General features: G+C 67.3%; 21 protein-coding genes. 14 read left to right on the top strand and 7 right to left on the bottom strand.

Features of this window, described 5'->3' with window-relative positions:
- Positions 1-36: 36 nt before the first annotated feature.
- The 7 genes from tssG to tssB all read right to left on the bottom strand — a co-directional run bounded on the left by tssG (position 37) and on the right by tssB (position 7,001).
- Positions 37-1,059, bottom strand: coding sequence for a type VI secretion system baseplate subunit TssG (gene tssG, locus ISP25_RS20170; RefSeq protein WP_192156162.1), 1,023 nt, complete (start codon positions 1,057-1,059; stop codon positions 37-39).
- Positions 1,023-2,906, bottom strand: coding sequence for a type VI secretion system baseplate subunit TssF (gene tssF, locus ISP25_RS20165; protein ID WP_404616169.1), 1,884 nt, complete (start codon positions 2,904-2,906; stop codon positions 1,023-1,025). Before tssF ends, tssG begins: the two co-directional genes overlap by 37 nt.
- Before the next feature lie 10 nt (positions 2,907-2,916).
- On the bottom strand, positions 2,917-3,420 hold the full coding sequence (gene tssE / locus ISP25_RS20160; protein WP_192156170.1) for a type VI secretion system baseplate subunit TssE: 504 nt from the start codon (positions 3,418-3,420) through the stop codon (positions 2,917-2,919).
- A 4-nt stretch (positions 3,421-3,424) separates the two neighbouring features.
- A complete protein-coding gene (locus ISP25_RS20155) occupies positions 3,425-4,216 on the bottom strand; it encodes a type VI secretion system accessory protein TagJ (RefSeq protein WP_404616168.1) in 792 nt (263 codons plus the stop codon).
- Between the two features lie 62 nt (positions 4,217-4,278).
- Positions 4,279-4,782: an Hcp family type VI secretion system effector gene (locus ISP25_RS20150; RefSeq protein WP_192156174.1), complete on the bottom strand. Its 504-nt coding sequence runs from the start codon at positions 4,780-4,782 to the stop codon at positions 4,279-4,281.
- Between the two features lie 203 nt (positions 4,783-4,985).
- Positions 4,986-6,479 (bottom strand): type VI secretion system contractile sheath large subunit, encoded by a 1,494-nt coding sequence (tssC, locus tag ISP25_RS20145; RefSeq protein ID WP_192156175.1) that lies wholly within the window; start codon positions 6,477-6,479, stop codon positions 4,986-4,988.
- Between the two features lie 3 nt (positions 6,480-6,482).
- Entirely contained in the window at positions 6,483-7,001 is a 519-nt protein-coding gene (gene tssB / locus ISP25_RS20140; RefSeq protein ID WP_192156178.1) for a type VI secretion system contractile sheath small subunit, read from the bottom strand.
- 437 nt (positions 7,002-7,438) lie between these two features.
- Here tssB and ISP25_RS20135 point away from each other — a divergent pair, with 437 nt between their 5' ends.
- The 14 genes from ISP25_RS20135 (at position 7,439) to ISP25_RS20070 (ending at position 19,388) form a co-directional block, all read left to right on the top strand.
- Entirely contained in the window at positions 7,439-8,542 is a 1,104-nt protein-coding gene (locus ISP25_RS20135; RefSeq protein ID WP_192156180.1) for a Glu/Leu/Phe/Val dehydrogenase, read from the top strand.
- Between the two features lie 296 nt (positions 8,543-8,838).
- Entirely contained in the window at positions 8,839-9,108 is a 270-nt protein-coding gene (locus ISP25_RS20130) for an acyl carrier protein (RefSeq protein WP_404616167.1), read from the top strand.
- Between the two features lie 8 nt (positions 9,109-9,116).
- Positions 9,117-9,893 carry a glycosyltransferase family 2 protein gene (locus tag ISP25_RS20125; protein ID WP_404616166.1) on the top strand — a complete coding sequence of 259 codons (777 nt, stop codon included), beginning with the start codon at positions 9,117-9,119 and terminating at the stop codon, positions 9,891-9,893.
- Positions 9,881-10,492, top strand: coding sequence for a LolA family protein (locus ISP25_RS20120; RefSeq protein ID WP_404616165.1), 612 nt, complete (start codon positions 9,881-9,883; stop codon positions 10,490-10,492). Before ISP25_RS20125 ends, ISP25_RS20120 begins: the two co-directional genes overlap by 13 nt.
- Positions 10,489-12,873, top strand: a complete 2,385-nt coding sequence (locus tag ISP25_RS20115; RefSeq protein ID WP_404616164.1) for an MMPL family transporter — start codon at positions 10,489-10,491, stop codon at positions 12,871-12,873. The genes ISP25_RS20120 and ISP25_RS20115 overlap by 4 nt, the downstream gene beginning before the upstream one ends.
- Positions 12,870-14,093: a beta-ketoacyl-ACP synthase gene (locus ISP25_RS20110; RefSeq protein ID WP_192156188.1), complete on the top strand. Its 1,224-nt coding sequence runs from the start codon at positions 12,870-12,872 to the stop codon at positions 14,091-14,093. The genes ISP25_RS20115 and ISP25_RS20110 overlap by 4 nt, the downstream gene beginning before the upstream one ends.
- Positions 14,093-15,340: a beta-ketoacyl-[acyl-carrier-protein] synthase family protein gene (locus ISP25_RS20105; protein WP_404616163.1), complete on the top strand. Its 1,248-nt coding sequence runs from the start codon at positions 14,093-14,095 to the stop codon at positions 15,338-15,340. The genes ISP25_RS20110 and ISP25_RS20105 overlap by 1 nt, the downstream gene beginning before the upstream one ends.
- A complete protein-coding gene (locus ISP25_RS20100; protein ID WP_404616162.1) occupies positions 15,337-16,077 on the top strand; it encodes a beta-ketoacyl synthase chain length factor in 741 nt (246 codons plus the stop codon). The genes ISP25_RS20105 and ISP25_RS20100 overlap by 4 nt, the downstream gene beginning before the upstream one ends.
- Positions 16,053-16,844, top strand: a complete 792-nt coding sequence (locus tag ISP25_RS20095) for a lysophospholipid acyltransferase family protein (protein WP_404616161.1) — start codon at positions 16,053-16,055, stop codon at positions 16,842-16,844. The genes ISP25_RS20100 and ISP25_RS20095 overlap by 25 nt, the downstream gene beginning before the upstream one ends.
- On the top strand, positions 16,841-17,125 hold the full coding sequence (locus tag ISP25_RS20090) for a phosphopantetheine-binding protein (protein WP_192156196.1): 285 nt from the start codon (positions 16,841-16,843) through the stop codon (positions 17,123-17,125). The genes ISP25_RS20095 and ISP25_RS20090 overlap by 4 nt, the downstream gene beginning before the upstream one ends.
- On the top strand, positions 17,113-17,658 hold the full coding sequence (locus tag ISP25_RS20085; protein WP_192156198.1) for a COG4648 family protein: 546 nt from the start codon (positions 17,113-17,115) through the stop codon (positions 17,656-17,658). The genes ISP25_RS20090 and ISP25_RS20085 overlap by 13 nt, the downstream gene beginning before the upstream one ends.
- Positions 17,655-18,011, top strand: a complete 357-nt coding sequence (locus ISP25_RS20080) for a 3-hydroxyacyl-ACP dehydratase FabZ family protein (RefSeq protein ID WP_404616160.1) — start codon at positions 17,655-17,657, stop codon at positions 18,009-18,011. The genes ISP25_RS20085 and ISP25_RS20080 overlap by 4 nt, the downstream gene beginning before the upstream one ends.
- A complete protein-coding gene (locus ISP25_RS20075) occupies positions 18,008-18,961 on the top strand; it encodes an LpxL/LpxP family acyltransferase (RefSeq protein WP_404616159.1) in 954 nt (317 codons plus the stop codon). Before ISP25_RS20080 ends, ISP25_RS20075 begins: the two co-directional genes overlap by 4 nt.
- Positions 18,954-19,388 (top strand): acyl-CoA thioesterase, encoded by a 435-nt coding sequence (locus ISP25_RS20070; protein WP_404616158.1) that lies wholly within the window; start codon positions 18,954-18,956, stop codon positions 19,386-19,388. Before ISP25_RS20075 ends, ISP25_RS20070 begins: the two co-directional genes overlap by 8 nt.
- Positions 19,389-19,439: the final 51 nt, after the last annotated feature.

Raw genomic sequence — 19,439 nt, 5'->3', positions numbered from 1 at the left:
TAATGGAATTTCAAGAAAACGACATCGATGGCCGCCCTACCCGACCGGCCGCAAAATCACATGGTCCGCATCCGCATCTCTGCGCGGCTCGCCGATCCAGGTGGTAAGCCCCATGCGTCCACCCAGCCCCAACTTGGTGCTCGGCACCTCGGCACGTTTGAGCACCAGCTGCACGTCCCAGGCCTTTTCCTCGCCCACGTAGGTCTTCACCGCTGCCACCAACTGACGCAACGCTTCACCGCCAGGCAGGAAGTTGTTGAACTGCGCGCGGGTGAGCGGCCCAAGGCGCAGACGGAAGCGTTGCTGCGACCCCCACACGTATTCGCCGATCACCGCGGTGCGGCCCAGGCCGGCCACTTCGGGTGAGCTCCCCAGCCGCAGGTGGGCTTCGCGCGGCAGGCGCATCCAGCTCGCCACAAACTCGACCACGCGCACCGGGATGCCGAAAAAATGCACCAGCAGGCTGCCCAGTCCCTCGGCATTGCGCGCCTGCGCCTGCAGGCGGCCCGCGAAGAAGCGCTTGTACTGGTCGGGCATCGCGTCGCGCCCTTCCAGCCCGCGCGTGGAAAGCCCCACCAGCGCGCCCATGTACAGGCTGAAGCGGTCCTCGCCCGGGCGATCGAGCTGCACGGTGGGCTGCGCGCTGGCCCAGGCGCGGTAGAACAAGCTGAGCATGCGGTGATGGAAGATGTCGGCGAACGCAACGAGGGTCGGATCCTTCGCATTGCGCCGGCGATCGATCGCATATTCGGTGAGGTGCAGCGGCAACGGCCCGTTCGGCCCGAACAAGCCGAGGAACAGGCCGTGCAGGCGGGGCGGCCGACCGCCGGCCGCGGGTTCGTAGCGATCCACCGCGCGCGGCGAAAACTCCAGCGAAGGCGTGTGGCACAGGCGCACGGCGTCTTCCGACGGCTTGGCCGACTCGCCCAGCCGCGGCCTGTCGGGATGCGCGCATTCGAGCCGGCGCAGCGCCTCGAAGAATTCGAAGCCCTCCGGCTGTTCCCGCAGCGCGCGCTCCAGCGCTACAGGATCTGGCGCTTGCCGAGCCGTGCCGGCCATCGGGCCACCTCGTTGCGTTCCAGGGTGCGCAGCACGGTCTCGGTGAAGGAATTCACCGAAACGTGCCGCGCGAAGAAATGCTGCATCACGGCGCCAAGCAGGAAGGCGCCAGTGCCTTCGAAGGCGCCGTCGTCGCAGGTCAGCGTGATTTCCAGTCCGCGACCGAAGCTGATCGGCCCCGGTATCGGTATGCGCCGCACCACCGGTTGCGCAGCCACGGCCTTGACGCCCTCGATCTGCCGGCGCGCTCCGGCGTCGAACTCGTCGCAGTACAGCGTGAGCATTTCGCGCAGTGCCGCCGCACCGTCCTCGCCGCTGTCGCCGAGCAGCGAAACGTAATTCAACTGCAGGTGGCTGATCAGCCGCCATGCGGTTTCGCCGGTGGCGGTCGACGCGCGAGGCTTGGTGGGGCCCGCCACGCAGCGAACCGACGCCACCGGTGCGCCGGTATCCAGCGTGAAATCGGTGTGCGACTTGCCCACCGGCATCTGCAGCGGCAGATCGCGGTTGGTGCACAGCAGGCGCATGCCGAGCTGTCGCAGCTGCGACGCATACGGCGCGTCGTTGGCGTCGACCAGCGAGATGAAAACCTCGTTGCCCACGTAGCTCGAGCGCGCACCGCGCAGGCGCTGGCGGGCGGACAGCAGGCGCGGCTCGCGCCGGGTGGTGTAGAACGCCGCCGTGCGGTTGTGCCAGGTGCGCTCGTCGCTGCCGTAGAACGGCTGGAAACGTTGTTCCGGCTCCTGGCTGTCACCGAAGCCCTCGACGTCGGCGACGCTGTGGATCTCGAAATCCATCGGCCGGGTGCGGTCGGCGACGATGTGGTACTCGGTCTTGCCCTGCTGCAAGTGGATGCGATCGGCCCGGCGCGGGAACAGGTTGATCGCCGGCGTGCAGAACAGCCGGAAGTTGCTCGCGTCCACCGCGTTGTGCAGCCGGCTCACGCTGCGGTCGAACAGTGTGATGATCTCGAATTCGCAGGCTTGCGAACGCGCCAGCACCGAGCGCAACCCGGTGAACACTGCGAACAGGAAGCGCTCCGGGCAGGCGAAGTATTCCTGCAGCAGGCGATAGCCGCTGAACGAGCGGTCGGTATACGGCAGCAGGGCCTCGTCGTCGGCGAATCCCTTGTCGCGGATGCCGCGGGCGTCGAAAAACTCGCTGACCAGACCGCTGGCACCCGGCGTACGCACCAGGTAGCCCACCCCGTTGCCAAGCAGTTGCTCGTACAGGCGTTTGGGCAATTCGTCGGTACCGGCGATGAACAGCGGCAATTCGTCCAACGCCAGCATGTTCGCTTGCGCGCCGGCGGTGACGGTGAACTTCAGGCGCAAGCCGGCGCGCACGACGCGATCCGACGGCAGCGGTATGCCGGCAGCGGCCAGCGCCGCAGGCGTTTCGAAATACTTGGCTTCCGCCAGTTCCAGCGGCCAGAGCGTGACGTCATGCGCGGTGCGGTATTCGCAAGCGGTGCGCTCGTCGTGGCCAGTGAGTCCACGCAAGGCGGTCTGCCGCGCCACCACCGGACCAGCCGCCAGCGCGCTCTCCTTGGTGTCCGGATTCAGCTGCACCACCGCCATCGAAGGCACCGGCGCGAGGTAATGCGGATAGATCATCTCCAGCAAGTGCTGGGTGAACACCGGATGCTGTGCGTCAAGCTTGAGCTGGATGCGGGCCGCGAGGAAGGCAAAACCTTCCAGCAGCCGCTCGACGTAGGGATCCGCGCATTCGAAGCCCTCCAGGCCGAGGCGGCCGGCGATCTTCGGGTATTCGCGCGCGAACTCGCCGCCCATCTCGCGGACGTGCTGCAACTCGCGGTTGTAATAGCGGAGCAGGCGCGGATCCATGGGCAGGCTCTTAGCCGAAGCTCTCCGACACGTTGAAGCGGCCCGTCTCCAGATCCACTGCGGTCTTGAGATAGAGATTCAGCGGAATCGGCTGCGCCCACATCTCCGAGGCGATGTTGAACACCAGCGATTGGCGATCCATATGTTTGTCGTCCGACTGCACGGTGACGTGCAGCGTGCTGGGCGTCAGTCGCGGCTCAAACGCGAGGATGGCTTCGCGCACCTGGCGCTGCAGCACTTCGGCCTTGATGCCGGACAGCGCTGCACCCGTAAGGTCCGGAATGCCGAAATTGAGCACCGAACTCGCCACTTCCGGGTAGTCCGCCAGCTCGGCGTCGGCACGCAGGTTCACGCAGTTGAGCAACCAGGACATGTCGCGCGTGACACAGTCGCGCAGGCGCGTGGCCGAAATCACCCGCTTCTCGCGGCTCTCGTCGGCCTTGCCCGGCTCGTCGTCGGTGAGCCGGTCGAGCAGCGACGGCTGCAGACGTTCCTGCGTGGTGAGCTCGGCCATGGCTTCAGGCCGCGTTGAACGTGATGCGACGGATGTCCAACAGCGGATAATCGCCGGCATCGGTGGCCAGCATGCGCTGACCCGAGCCGGCGAAGCATTCGTCGCCGAGGTCGGCCCAGTCGGTGCGGCGTGCCAACACCAGCTCGCTGTCTTGCGCGCGCTCGGTGCCGGGGTAACGGCTCGGCACGAAGCCAATCGCCTGGCCGCCGTTGCTCCAGGTTATCTGTACCGGCGCCCACACCTTGTCGCGCAAGTCGGTGGGGGCCTCGAATTCCAGCTTTTTGAGGCGCGTGAACGGCACCCAGGCATAGCCGCCGTTGACGATCATTTCCAGGCATGGCCCGAAGCGCGAGTCGGCGTCCGCGATCCACTCGAACGGCGCGCCGTCGATCTCACCGCCTACGGCCTCGGCCTGTTCAAAAGCCTGTTCGCGCAAGGGTTGCGCCTGCATGTGCCGACCTTCGGCCTGCAGCTTCAGCGACTGCAGCAACAGCGCCAGCCATTGCGCGGGTTCGCCGATCACCACGGGCGAACGCGTACCGGCGATCACCTGCTGACGATCCAGCTCGCCAGCCAGCGCACGTCCGTAGGCTTCCACCATGATGGTGTTGAGCGGATCGAGCTCGCCACTCACCTTCAACTGGTTCTGCGCCCGCTCCCACTGGCCCAGCAGGGCCAGCAGTTGAAACAGGAACACCCGCGCCTTCGCGTCCGCGGGGTTGCCACGCACCTGCGCGGTCAAGCCTTGCAGCGCCTCGTCCAACCGGCCTTCTTTCAGCATGTTTTCCGGAATCATCTGCACACCGAAGCCTGTAGGGGATGGAAGGAACGAAGGCACTGCAAGGGACCGCTTCAGGCTCAGCCCTTCGCGACCTGCTGCATGTCGTAGGTGAAGTCCTTCGTGCCGCCGTCCTTGCCGCCCTTGTCGTCCTGCGGCTGGAACGAGTACTTGAACTTGCCGAAGTGCAGTGTGACGTTCTCGGTGAGGCGGTCTTCGCCGCCGCTGCCGCCGGTGGACACGGAGGTCACCAGCACACCTTCGCTCAGCTCGATGGTGAGGAAGTCGGTCTGCTCGCCGGTGGCGTTGGTCACGTACAGCGTGGCCTTTTCAACGCGCGCGCCGGTGGCGCAGCACTGCAACAGCGCGTTGGAGCAGCCGTCCACATACTTGGTGATGGAAATATCCTGCACGTGGGCCTTGCCGCCGCTGGCCGAACCTGCGCCGGAATGCAGGTCGCCGCTGTTGCTCACGCCCCACGACCAAGCCAGGATCGGCACTTCGCCCTTGTGCTTCTTGTGGTTGGACGCGCCCTTGACGGCGACGCTGCCGCCTTCGAACTTAATATGCATGTCGAATGCCATGAACCTTCTCCTCGATCGCCTGTTGATGAATTGATCCGACCGGCCGGGCCAGTCCCGCCGGTTACCACACGCCCGTCGCCGTCTTCATCGCGATGTCGCGCAGACGATGCACAGTGCGTTGCCGATACCCGGTGGCATCGGCCTTCCCCCTCTCGAACCCGATGGGCGCGACCGCATGAACGGTCGCGCCATGCGGAGGGCCGTCAGGCCTTAGCCGCCGACGGCAGGCGCGACACCAGCCGCAACGACACAGTGAGGCCTTCCAACTGGTAATGCGGCTTGAGGAAGAACTTCGAGGTGTAGTAACCCGGAGCACCCTCCACTTCCTCCACCACCACTTCAGCCGCCGACAAAGGCTTGCGCGCCTTGGTTTCTTCGCTGGAGTTGGTCGGATCGCCGTCGACGTACTGCATGACCCAGTTGGTCAGCCAGCTCTGCATCGACTCGCGGCTGGCAAACGAACCGATCTTGTCGCGCACGATGCACTTCAGGTAATGCGCGAAGCGGCAGCAAGCGAACATGTACGGCAGACGGCAGCTCAACGCCGCATTGGCGGTGGCATCCGGATCGTCGTACTCCTCCGGCTTGGCCAGCGACTGCGCGCTGATGAAGGCAGCCATGTCCGAGTTCTTGCGATGCACCAGCGGCATCATGCCCATCTTGTCCAGCTCGGCCGAACGACGGTCGGTGATGGCGATCTCGGTGGGGCACTTCATGTCCACGCCGCCGTCGTCGCTGGGGAAGGTATGCACCGGCAGGCCTTCCACCGCGCCGCCCGATTCGATACCGCGGATGCGCGAGCACCAGCCGTATTCCTTGAACGAGCGGTTGATGTTCACCGCCATCGCATAGGCGGCGTTCTGCCAAGTGTACTTGGACGAGTCGGCACCCGAAGTGTCTTCCTCGAAATCGAATTCCTCCACCGGGTCGGTGGCGGCGCCATAGGGCAGGCGCGCCAGCGTGCGCGGCATGGCCAGCCCAAGGTACTTGGCGTCGTCCGATTCACGCAGCGAGCGCCACGCGGCGTACTCGGGCGTGGAGAAGATCTTGGCCAGGTCACGCGGGTTCGCCAGCTCGCTCCAGCTGTCCATGCCCATCAGGGTGTGGTTGGCCGAGGCGATAAAGGGCGCGTGCGCGGCCGCTGCCACCTGCGCGATACCGCCCAGCAGCTCCACGTCCGGCGGGCTGTGGTCGAAGTAGTAGTCGCCGATCAGGCAGCCATAGGGCTCGCCGCCGAGCTGGCCGTACTCTTCCTCGTACATCTTCTTGAAGATCGGGCTCTGGTCCCACGCCGTGCCCTTGTAGCGCTTCAGCGTCTTGCCCAGCTCCTTCTTGGAGATGTTCATCACGCGGATCTTGAGCTGCGTATCGGTCTCGGTGTTATTGACCAGGTAGTGCAGGCCACGCCAGGCGCTTTCCAGCTTCTGGAAATCCGCATGGTGCATGATGAGGTTCAGCTGCTCGCTGATCTTGCGATCCAGCTCGGCCACATAGGCGTTGATGGTCTGGGTGACGTCGTCGGAGACGATGTCAGCCTTGTTCAGCACCTGCTCCGCAAGCGTGCGGACGGCCGACTCCACCTCTTCCTTGGCGCGATCGCTTTTCGGCTTGAATTCCTTGCTGAGCAGCGCTGCAAAATCGTCGGGTACCAGGGTCTGGACTTCGCCGCCCTGTTCGGCCAGTTTCTCGGTTGCCATGGTTTATTCCCCGTCCTTGCCGGCGTCGCCGGGTTTGGCTGCGGACACCAGCGACTGCAGCAGCGCCGGGTCGTTGATGGCCTGCGCGATCAGCTTCTCCGCGCCGGCCTTACCGTCCATGTAGGTGCCAAGGTTGGCGAGCTGGGTACGCGCTTCCAGCAGCTTGGCTACCGCGCCCACCTTGCGGGCCACCGCGGCGGGCGAAAAGTCGTCCATGCTTTCGAAGCTGATGTCGACGTTGAGGTTGCCTTCGCCGGTGAGCGTGTTCGGCACGGCGAAGGAAACGCGCGGCTTCATCGACTGCAGGCGGTTGTCGAAGTTGTCCACATCGATCTCAAGCGCCTTGCGATCTTCGATCGGCGGCAACTCCGCGTTGTTCGTCCCGGACAGGTCGGACATCACGCCCATCACGAACGGCACCTGCACCTTCTTCTGCGCACCGTAAACCTCGACGTCGTACTCGATCTGCACACGCGGCGCGCGGTTGCGCGCAATGAACTTCTGACTGCTCTGCTTGGCCATGCGTAGTCTCCCGGGACCGTAGGTACTGCCTGGATGCTGAGGTGTCGGCTTTCCCTGCACGCGATTGCCGCGGGAAGACGGACGCGCGCGATGGCCTCGCATGCACCCGGATTCCGGTCGAGCCTGGCCCCCTGCGCGGCCGGAATGGCGCCGCCGGGAATTCCCCTCACTGGTCCAATGCGCAACCGCGCCTGAAAGACATTCATCCCGACCGGAATCATTCATTTGGCATTCAGAATTTGCGCGCAGCTGCAGACCTGTCGTGCTGCGTCGCCGCACGGCGCGTGCGGATCGGCGTATTAGAATGTTCGACTTGGTTCGTCGCGCCGATTCGTTCGGGGCGATGAGGCCGTGTCGTTGCAGTCCCCCGGCGGCCATCGCCAGATGCCGCCATTCCTGGATGCCTCCGGGCACCTCTCCATGGAGTCGCCGTACCAATGATTTTCGAAACCATCGCCAACACGGGTCACGAAGAAGTCGTCTTCTGCCACAACAAGGACGCCGGCCTGAAGGCCATCATCGCGATCCACAACACGGTGCTGGGCCCCGCGCTCGGCGGCCTGCGCATGTGGCCGTACAAGACCGAGCAGGAAGCGGTGAATGACGTGCTGCGCCTGTCGCGCGGCATGACCTTCAAGAACGCCGTGGCTGGCCTGAACCTGGGCGGCGGCAAGGCCGTCATCATCGGCGATCCCAGCAAGGACAAGTCCGAGGCGCTGTTCCGCGCGTTCGGCCGCTTCGTCAACTCGCTCAACGGCCGCTACATCACGGCCGAGGACGTGGGCATCGACGTCAACGACATGGAATACGTTTTCCGCGAGACCGAATACGTGACCGGCGTGCATCAGGTGCACGGCGGCTCGGGTGACCCGTCGCCGTTCACCGCCTTCGGCACGCTGCAGGGCCTGATGGCCGCGCTGAACTTCAAGCACGGCAACGAGGACGTGGGCAAGTACAGCTTCGCCGTGCAGGGCTGCGGCCACGTCGGCAGCGAGTTCATCAAGCTGCTGCGCGAGCAGGGCGCCAAGGTGTTCGTCACCGACATCAACAAGGAAGCCGTACAGCGCTGCGTCGACGAATTGGGCTGCGAGGCCGTGGGCCTGGACGAGATCTACGACGTGGACGCCGACGTCTACTCGCCCTGCGCGCTGGGCGGCACCGTCAACGAGCAGACCATCGACCGCATCAAGGCCAAGATCATCTGCGGCGCGGCCAACAACCAGCTGGCCACCGACGCCATCGGCGACGAGCTGCAGCGCCGCGGCGTGCTGTATGCGCCGGATTACGCGGTCAACGCCGGCGGCGTGATGAACGTGTCGCTGGAAATCGACGGCTACAACCGCGAGCGCGCCATGCGCATGATGCGCACGATCTACTACAACCTGGGCCGCATCTTCGAGATCAGCAAGACCCAGGGCGTGCCCACCTACAAGGCTGCCGATCGTCTCGCCGAGGAGCGCATCAACTCGATCGGCAAGATCAAGCTGCCGCACATGGGCAACGGCGGCACCCGCTTCCAGGGTCGCATGCGCGGCCAGTAAACCTGCACGGATTCCGGGCCGGTTCCGGTTCCCGCGAGAGGCCGCCGAAAGGCGGCCTCTTTGCTGCCGCCCTGCCTTCCTTCATATCCGGCCCGCCGCAGGGGTTTGCTACACTATCTTGCGACAGTGGCGTGCCGGTCCTGCGGCATGCGCAACAGGGGAACCGCCTCGTAGGGAAGACTGGCATCTACGATGCCGGCCAGCCGAGCATTGCACCGACGCACGACCATCTCACGCGGAACGACCGCCCCGGAAGGCGTCACGACACATACGGAACAACAAGAGCAGAACGCGATATGAGCACCATCCTGGCAGCCGACATTAGCGATACGGACATCCTCGAGCGTCTGCGCGACGTGCTGCACGGCACCTTCGAGATCGATCCGGCGCGCGTCACGCCGTCCGCCCACCTGTTCACCGACCTCGGCCTGGACAGCATCGACGCGGTGGATCTGGCGATCCAGGTGCAGGAAATGACCGGCATGCGCATCAAGCCGGAGGATTTCAAGAGCGTGCGTACCGTGGGCGACGTGGTAGGTACCGTGCGCTGCCTGCTCGAACGCTGAGTCCGGCCATGCCGGACAACGCCCACGACCGCTTCGCCCCCTGTGCGCTGATCCCCATCTACAACCACGGCAGCACCATCGCGGGTACCGTGCAGGCGTTGCGCGCGCACGGCCTGCCCGTGCTGATCGTCGACGACGGCAGCGACGACGCCACGCGCAGGGCGCTCGATGCGCTGGCGCAGGACACCGACGGCGTGCGCCTGCTGCGGCTGCCGCACAACCAGGGCAAAGGTCGCGCGCTCAGCACGGGGCTGCTCGCCGCGCGCGAGGCCGGTCATACCCACGCGCTGCAGATCGACGCCGACGGCCAGCACGACACCGCCGACGTGCCGCGCTTCCTCGACGCCGGCCGTGCCCGACCGCGGGCCCTGGTCTGCGGCGCGCCGGTCTATGACGCCAGCGTGCCGCGGGCACGGCTGTACGGACGTTATGTCACCCATGTTTGCGTGTGGCTGGAAACCCTGTCGCTGGCGATCCGCGATTCGATGTGCGGCTACCGCCTGTACCCGCTCGCAGCCACCTGCGCCGAGATAGCGCGCAAGCCGCTGCCCGCACGCATGGATTTCGACACCGAGACCGCGGTGCGTCTGGTCTGGCGCGGCATGCCGGTCGTCAACGTGCCGACCCGGGTGATCTATCCGACCAACGGGTTGTCCCACTTCCGGATGTTTCGCGACAACCTGCGCATCTCGGCGATGCATACCCGGCTCTTGCTTGGCATGCTACCCCGGGCACCGCAATTGTTGTGGCGCCGTTTCCGCAGAGAAAACGCATGCGTCGACTGATCGCCCTGTTGCTGCTTTGCTGCCTCGCACCGTTCGCCCATGCCCAGGCGGACGCCCCTCTGCTGCAGGACGTGCTGACCGAGCTGGGCCGGCACGCCGCGGTACGCGCCGATTTCACCCAGACTCGCAGCAATCCCGCGCTGGACAAGCCGCAGGTGAGCGAAGGGCGCCTGCTGTTCGTGCTGGGCCACGGCATGCTGTGGCAGACCGTTTCGCCCTACCAGGAAACCCTGGCGCTCACCGGCAGCCGCACGGCGCGCATCGACGCGGACGGCACGGCCCAACCCATGCGCAGCGAACGCGGCGTCAGCCAGGTCTCGCAGATGCTGCAAGGCATGCTGGGCGGCAAGATGGACGAAGCGCTGCGCCAGTTCCGCGTCGAGGCCAACGGCACGCCCGCGCAGTGGACATTGCGCTTCGTGCCCAAACAGGAGCGCGTGGCGCACGTGCTGGACAGCATCAGTCTGGAAGGCAACGACTATCTGCAAGGCATCACCATCGCCATGCAGGACGGCTCCCGCACCGAGATCCGTTTCGCCCATACCCGCGATGCCGGCGCGACCGACGCGCTGGAAAAGCGCGCGCTTGGCCTGCCATGACGCCGCGAACGCTCAAGCTGCGCGCCGGCCTGTTCGCCGTCGCCACCCTGCTGTTCGCCGCACTGGGGGCCTACCTGCTGTTCGGTCGTGGTCCGCTGCCGATCCAGACCGACCTGCTGGCGATGCTGCCGACCACCGAGCAGAACCCGCTGGCCGAGGCCGCGGTGGAGCGTCTGGCCCACGCCAACGGCGATCGCATGGTGCTGCTGCTCGAAAACGACGACGACGTACGTGCCAAGGATGCCGCCCGTGCGCTGGGCAAGGCGTTGGCCGCGCACAAGGTGTTCGGCTCGGTGACCACCGAACTGCCGCCGTTCGATCTGCAGCAGATGCTCGCGCCTTACCTGGCGCATCGCGCGTGGCTGCTCGCTGACGCCGACCGCGACGCACTCGCGCAGCCGGGATACGCCCCCGACCAGGCGCTGGCACAACGGCTCAACGAGCCCTTCCTCACCGGCGTGGGCGTGCCGCTCGCCGACGATCCCTTCGGCTGGCTGCAGCACTGGCTGGCGCAGCAGCCGTGGAGCCGCTCGCCATTGCTGCCGGAAGACGACCTGCTGGTGGCCCATCGCGACAAGGCCACGTATGTGCTGGTCACCGCCACGCTGGACGGTTCGTCCTACGACGACGGCGTGCAGCACCGCGCCTTGGGCGCCTTGCATCAGGCGGAAACGCAGATCGAACGCGACTATCCCGGCACCCGGATGCTGCATACCGGCGCGGTGTTCTACGCCGCCGCCGCACGCAGCGGCGCCGAACACGACGTGCACATGGTGGGCTGGATCTCCTCGCTAGGCATCGCCCTGCTCCTGCTCGGCGTGTTCCGTTCGCCCGGGCCGCTGCTGCTCGCCTTCCTTTCCACCGCGGTGGGCGTGACGGCTGCCACCACCGTCGCGTTGCTGGTGTTCGGCAAGATCTACCTGCTCACCCTGGTGTTCGGCGCAGCGCTGCTGGGCGAAGCGGTGGACTATTCGATCCAGTACCTGAGTGCGCGGGCCAACGCCGGCACGCGTTGGCAGGCCGGCACCGGCCTGCGCCAGGTACGCCCTGCCCTGCTGCTGGCACTGGCCACCTCGCTGCTGGGCTATGCGCTGCTGGGGCTGGTGCCGTTCCCCGCGCTGCGGCAGATGGCGGTATTCGCGATCAGCGGCATGAGCGCCGCCTGCCTGAGCGTGTTCTGGCTGCTGCCTGCCCTGCTGCAACGTCCCTCGAAACCGATGACGGGCGTGCTGGTGCGTGGCGCACGGGCCTTGCAACAAATGCTGGCCAAACCGTCGCACGGCTGGCGGGGCGCATTGATGGCGCTGCTGTTGCTGCTGGTCGCGCTGCCCGGCTGGATGCGGCTGCGCCACGACGACGACGTGCATCGCCTGATCGCCCAGCCGCCCGCGCTCATCGCACAGGAAACGCAGATCCGCGAGATCACCGGGCTGGGCAACGGCAGCCAGTTCTATCTGGTGCAGGGCAAGGACGGCGAGCAGACCCTGCAGCGCGAGGAAGCGCTGGAGACGCGCCTGCAGAAACTGGTCGACGACGGCAAGCTGGAAGGCTGGCTGGGACTGGCCGGCATGGTGCCTTCGCAGGCACGGCAGGCGCGGGATCACGCCCTGCTCGGCCGCCTGTTCGACGATCCCGCACGCCTGCGTCACGCCCTGGCCGATGCCGGCTTCCGCCCGGCCGCCATCGATGCCTATCTCGCCGCGTGGCCCGGTGCGCCGCTGCAATTGGACAAGTGGATGCAGACCCCATTGTCCAGCCCGTTCCGCCAGTTGTGGATGGGCTGCAACCCGCAGGGCTGCGCCTCGCTCGTGCTGCCGCAGGGCAGCGACAACGATGCGTTGCTCGCGCATGTCGCCGACGGCCTGCCCGGCGTGCAACTGGTGGACAAGCCGGCCAGCGTATCCGCCCTGTTCGGCCGCTATCGCGGCTATGCCAGCGTGTGGCTGCTCGCAGCAGTGCTGCTGATCGTGCCGGTGTTCGGCTGGCGCTACGGCTGGACGCGCGCGCCGCGCGTGCTGGCGCCACCGGTGCTGGGCATCGCACTCACGCTGGCCGCGCTCGGCTACCTCGGGCAGCCGCTGACCTTGTTCCACTGGATGGCATTGATGCTGGTGCTGGGCGTGGGCGCGAACTATGCAGTGTTCCTGCACGAGGGCGAACCGCACAGCGCCGACCGGCCCGGCGCGATGTACGCCAGCGTGCTGCTTTCCGCGCTCACCGCCCTGCTCTCCTTCGGCTTGCTGTCGTTGAGCTCGTTGCCCGCGCTGCGCGACTTCGGTCTCACCCTGCTCCTGGGCATCGGCTTCACCGCGCTGCTGGTGCCGGCGAGCCGGGCAGCCGCCACGACCACACGTTCCACCACAAGGATGTCGCACGCATGAAACGCGTCGTCGTCACCGGCATGGGCGGCATCACGCCGCTGGGCCACGACTGGACCACGATTTCAGAACGCCTGCGCCAACGCCGCAACGCGGTGCGGCGCATGCACGAATGGGATTATTTCGATGCGCTGAACGGCCGCCTCGGCTGCCCGGTGGACGATTTCGTGCCGCCGCCGTGGCCGCGTCAGAAGACCCGTTCGATGGGCCGCGTCTCGCAGCTCGCGGTGGCCGCCAGCGAACACGCACTGCGTGACGCCGGCCTGCTCGACGACGCGTCGGTCCGGGACGGCCGCATGGGCGTGGCCTACGGCTCCTCCGGCGGCAGCGTGGAACCGGTGCGCGTGGTGGGACGCATGCTGGAGACCGGCTCGATGCAGGGCATCACCGCTACCAGCTACATCCAGACCATGGCGCATACCACGGCGGTGAACGTGGGCGTGTTCTTCGGCCTGCGGGGCCGCGTCATTCCCACATCCAGCGCCTGCACCTCGGGCAGCCAGGCGATCGGCTACGGCTACGAGGCGATCCGCTACGGCAAGCAGCAGCTGATGCTGTGCGGCGGCGCCGAGGAACTCTCCGGCCCCGGCGCTGCGGTGTTCGACACGCTGTTCGCCACCAGCACGCGCAACGACGAGCCGCAGCTCACGCCGCGCCCGTTCGACGCGAAGCGCGACGGCCTCGTCGTCGGCGAAGGCGCCACCACCCTGGTGCTGGAGGAATACGAACACGCCAAGGCGCGCGGCGCCACGATCTACGCGGAGGTGGTCGGCTTCGGCTGCAACTCCGACGGTGCCCACATCACCCAGCCCACCACCGAAACGATGGCGGTGGCGATGCGCCTGGCGCTGGACGACGCGCAGCTGCCGGCCGGCGCCATCGGCTACGTCAGCGCCCACGGCACCGCCACCGATCGCGGCGACGTCGCCGAAAGCCACGCCACCGCCGAGGTACTGGGCACGCGCGTACCGGTCGGTGCGATGAAAAGCTACGTGGGTCATACCCTGGGCGCCTGCGGGGCGCTGGAATCGTGGTGGGCGATCGCGATGATGCGCGATGGCTGGTTCGCGCCCACGCTCAACCTCGATGAACGCGCATCCGACTGCGCCGAGCTGGACTATCTCACCGGCACCGGCCGCAGCATCGCCACCGACGTGGTGATGAACAACAACTTCGCCTTCGGCGGCATCAACACCTCGCTGATCTTCAAGGCGGTTGCTTGATGCGGTGGCGCGACGCCAATGGCCTGCCACGCGTGGCGGTCACCGGCATGGGTGCGGTGAGCTGCGTGGGTGCCGGCACTTCCGCCCTGCTCGATGCGCTGCGCACGCGCCGCCACGGCCTGCGTCGCATGGAAACCTTCACCGCGCTCGGCATGCGCGGCAGCGTGGGCGGCCCGGTGGACGAGGCGGCACTACCACCGGAGCCGCCGCGCAAGCTGCGCCGCTTCCTTCCATCCCCGGCGCTGTATGCCTGGCACGCGGCGAACGAAGCGCTGGCGCAGGCCCGCCTGCCAGTCGCGCGCCTCGCCGAGGCCGATTGCGGCCTGGTGCTGGGCGGCGGTGCGGCGCTCAGCGAACATGAGGAGGCGCTGCAGAACCATCGCGTCCATGGCATCGCGAAACTGTCGCCCTTCCTCGTGCCCCGCGGTATGAGCAGCGCGTTGTCGGCCGGCCTCGCCCAGGCCTTCGGCGTCGGCGGCAGCAGTTACACGATCAGCTCGGCCTGCACCAGTTCGGCCCATGCGATTGGCCATGCGATGGAGTTGATCCAGCTCGGGCGCCAGAGCGTGGTGATCGCCGGCGGCGCCGAGGAACTGCACCCCAGCACCGCGATGTGGTTCGATGCGATGGGCGCGCTGTCGCCACAGGCCGAGCCGATGCGCGCCCTGCGCCCGTTCCATCGCGGGCGCGACGGCTTCGCGCTCGCAGCAGGGGCCGGCCTGCTGGTGCTGGAATCGCTGGAGCATGCGCACGCACGCGGCGCACGCGTGCTCGCGGAACTGGCCGGCTACGGCAGCAGCACCGATGCAGCCAACATGGTCGTCACCGGCGCCGACGGCATCGCCCGCGCGCTGCGCCAGGCGCTGGAGCGGGCCGGCACACTGCCCGACTACATCAATGCGCACGCCTGCGGCACGCAGGGCGACCTTGCCGAATGGCAGGCCATTGCCGGCGTGTTCGCCGAACGCGGTGCGGCGGTGCCGCCGCTCTCCTCGATCAAGGGTCTGCTCGGCCACGCGCCCAGCGCCGCGGGTGCGCTGGACGCCATCGCCTGCCTGCTGATGCTGGAGCACGACTTCCTCGCCGCCGGCGCGCCACTGGACGATCCTGATCCTGTCTTCGCCGACGCGCCGCTGCTCGCCGCGAACCGCGTGCAGCGCATCAATGCTGCGCTCAGCAACAACTTCGGCTTCGGCGGCAGTTGCGCGACGCTATTGTTCCGCCGCCACGCGGAGGTCGCCGCATGATCGCTTTTCGAGTCGAAGACTGGCGTGCCTGGGCGCCGGGGCTGGAAAGCACGGCGGACTGGCAGGACTGGGCGCGTGCGCCGCACGCCATGCCCGACGATGCACAGGCGCAGCCGGCCTGCGGCTTCCTGCCCGCCCTGCAGCGACGCCGGCTGGGCCGGCTGGCGCGGATGACGCTGGAGACCGCGTGGCCGCTCTGTGGCGAGGGCGAACAGTTGCCCTTCGTGTTCGGCTCGCGCCACGGCGAAACACCACAGACGCTGACCCTGCTCTCCGACATCGTCGACGGGCAGCCGCTCTCACCCACCCAGTTCGGCCTCTCGGTACACAACGCGATCGCGGGCCAGTGGTCGATCCTGCGCGGCCAGCGCGGCGAGTCCGCGGCGATCGCCGGCGAGGCCGACACCTTCGAACACGCGCTGCTGGAAGGTGTGCTGCAGCTGGCCGCCGGCGCGCCGTCGGCACTGGTGGTGGTGGCCGAGGAGCTGCCGCCGCCTGCCTACGCGCAGTGGATTGCGGATGTGCCGTTCTCCTATGCTGTGGCACTGCGACTGGGGAAAACCGACGCGACAACATCCGCAGGCAGCGACTGGCGGCTGGAACAGGCACGCGGCGACGGCGCGACACCCTGCGCCTGGCCGCATGCGCTGGATTTCGTGCGCGCTCTGCTTGCTGGCGAAAACACGTTTCAACACACCTGGAAGACACGCCGATGGAACTGGCAACGTATCCGCTGAACCAACGCCGCGACGCCTGGGCCTGGCGTCTGGTCGCCACCGGGGCCAGCTTCGTGCTGTTCGGCCTCGGCGGTCTGCTGCTGCGCGTGCTGATCCTGCCGCTGCTGGCCTGCCTGCCCGGCGACGTCATCACGCGGCGGCGGCGTGCACGGGCTGCGATCAGCCGTGCCTTCCACCTGCATGTGCAGTTCATGTACCGCACCCGCGTGCTGGATTTCGAGATCGAGGGCGCCGAACGGCTGGGCCGCCCCGGCCAATTGGTGGTGGCGAACCATCCCTCGCTGATCGACGTGGTGTTCCTGGTCTCGCAGATCCGCGACGCGAACTGCGTGGTGAAGCAGAGCCTGTTCGGCAACCCCTGCACGCGCGGCCCGGTGCGTACCGCGCAGTACATCGGCAACGACGGCAGCATGGACATGCTCGAGCGCGCCGCCGACGTACTGCGCGAGGGACAGTGCCTGATCGTGTTTCCCGAAGGCACACGCACCGTGCCGGGGCGGCCACCACGGTTCCACCGCGGCGCGGCGGCCATCGCACTGCGCGGCGCACGCACGGTGACGCCGGTATTCATCACGGTTGACCCGCCCACGCTGACCAAGGGCACGCCCTGGTACCACATCCCGGTTTGCCGCTTCCGCGCGCGCCTGCGCGTGGGCGCCGACATCGACCCTGCCCTGTTCGGCACCGACGCCCCCGCACCCATCGCCTCACGCCAGCTCAACGACCATCTGCACCACCTCTTCCTCAGGGAGCTCGCCGCCTCGTGAATGCACCTGCCCACAGCGCACTGGAGCTGGAGATCGCCCAGCTCGTCATCGACACATTGAATCTGGAAGACCTCGCCGCCGCGGACATCCCGCCGTCGCAGCCGTTGTTCGGCGACGGGCTGGGGCTGGATTCGGTGGACGCACTGGAACTGGCGCTGGCGCTGCAGAAGCACTACGACATCCGCATCGCCTCGGACGACAAGGACGCCCGCCACCACTTCGCCAGCGTGGCCAGCCTTGCCGCCTTCGTCGCCAGCCAGCGGGCCGTATGCGCAGACTGATCAAGATCCTGCTGCCGCTGATCGGCGTGCTGTATCCGTTTCTTGTCTACTTCGGCATGGAAACGATACCGCCTCACGTGTTCGCGCTGGTGCTGGCGGCGGCGTGGCTGCTGCGCGCACCGTTCCTGCTGCGCGAGCCCGGCGGCCGCTGGATGCTGATCGTGGCGCTGGCCTATTGCGCCCTGCTGGGCGTCAGCGGCGAATCCTCGCTGCTGCGCTGGTATCCCACGCTCATCAGCCTGTTCCTGCTGCTCACCTTCGGCTTGAGCCTGGTCTATGGGCCGCCGGTGGTGGAGCGCATCGCCCGCGTGCGCGAACCGGAGCTGCCTGACGCGGCGATTCCCTACACGCGCAAGGTCACCTGGGTGTGGGTGGGTTTCTTCGTGTTCAACGCCGCGGTGTCGGCCGCGCTCACGTTGTGGGCACCGCTGAAGTGGTGGACGCTGTACAACGGTCTGCTGGTGTACTTCATCATGGGTCCATTGTTCGTGGGCGAATGGTTGTTGCGCAAACGGCTGCGGGTGAACGCGTGAACACACGCACCGCCCCGATGATCCTCGACGAGCGTCGCGACGACGACGGATGCACGCTCCAGCTCGTGGTACCCGTGGATCTCGATTACTTCCCCGGCCACTTCCCGCAGGCGCCGGTGCTGCCCGGTGCAGCGCAAGTCGCTTGGGCGCTGCAGCTGGCCGCGTCGCATCTGGGCACCTCGCCGCAATGCCGCGAGATGGAAGCGCTGAAGTTCCAGCGCCTGCTGCGGCCGGGCGACCGGGCGACGCTCACGCTGCGCCACGACCGCGTACGCGGCAAGCTGCACTTCGCCTACCGCGAGGGCGAAGTGACATACTCCTCCGGCCGCCTCGTGCTGGAACCGCGCGTATGAGCGAGGCGCAACTGGCCACGCGGCGACACTGGTCCGCCCAGCGCGAGCGCGGCAACCTGCTGCTGATGCGCTTCACCGCCTTCGTGGCCCGCAACTGCGGCCGGCGCCTGCTGTCGCCGCTGCTGCACCTGATCGTGCTGTACTTCTTCCTCACCGGACGCCGCGCACGGCACAGCATCCGCGAGTACCTGGAGCGACTCGCCGCGTGGAGCGGCCGCTCCGATCTGCAACCCACCCCGCGCCGCGTGTTCGCACAGTTCATGGCCTTCGCCGACTGCCTGCTGGACCGCCTCGACGTGTGGCGCGGCGCGCTGCGGCTGGAGCAGGTGCGCCTGCTCGATTCCGACGGACTGCGCGCGCAGCTGCTGGCGACCCGCCACGGCGGCCGCGGCCAGTTGCTGGTCGGCACGCACCTGGGCAACCTCGACGTTTGCCGCGCACTGGCCGAACTCGGCGAACAGGTGCCGCTGAACGTGCTGGTGCACACGCACCATGTGGCGCACCTCAATCGCCTGCTCGGCGAGGCGGGCGAGCAGCGCATGCGGCTGATCCAGGTGAGCGAGCTGGACGCTGCGCTGATGCTCGACCTGTCGCAGCGCCTCGAACGCGGCGAGTGGCTGGCGATGGCCGGCGACCGCGTGCCGCTGCACGACGGCCGCCGCGTCACGGTGGACTTCCTCGGCCGATCCGCTGCGTTCGCACAGGGACCGTGGCTGCTGGCCGGCCTGCTCGGCTGCCCGGTGAACCTGATGTGCTGCCTGAAGATCGACGGCCGCTACGAGATCCGGCTGGAGCGCTTCCTCGACACACCGGCCTGGCAGCGCGGCCAGCGCGACGCCACCATCGCCGGCTGGGCACAGCGCTACGCCGACCGCCTCGCACAGTGGTGCCTGCTGGCGCCGCAGCAGTGGTTCAATTTTTATCCGTACTGGGAAAGTACCGATGCGTAGCCGCGGCGCGCTGCATGTGGACACCGAGATCACCGTGCCGTTCTTCGACGTCGACTCGATGGACGTGGTGTGGCACGGCCACTACGTGAAATACCTGGAAGTCGCCCGCTGCGCCCTGCTCGACCGCATCGGCCACAACTACGCGCAGATGAAGGCATCCGGCTATGTGTGGCCGGTGATCGACCTGCAGCTGCGCTACGCCCGCGCCGCGCGCTTCGGTCAGCGCCTCGTGCTGCGCGCCGACCTGGTCGAATGGCAGAACCGCCTGAAGATCCATTACCTACTCAGCGACGCCGCCAGCGGCGAGTGCCTCACCCGCGCCAGCACCGTGCAGGTGGCGGTGCGGCTTGCCGACGGCGCGATGCAGTTGGTCTCGCCGTCCGTCTTCGTCGACGCAGTCGAGCAGTGTATTTCGGGTGTTCCATGATCGCAGGGATCAAACGGACGGCCATCGTGGGCTGCACTGTTCCAATTCCAT

The sequence above is a fragment of the Rhodanobacter hydrolyticus genome (assembly GCF_044904645.1).
The sequence above is the reverse complement of the archived record's forward strand: the minus strand, read 5'-3'. Positions and strand labels throughout refer to the sequence as shown.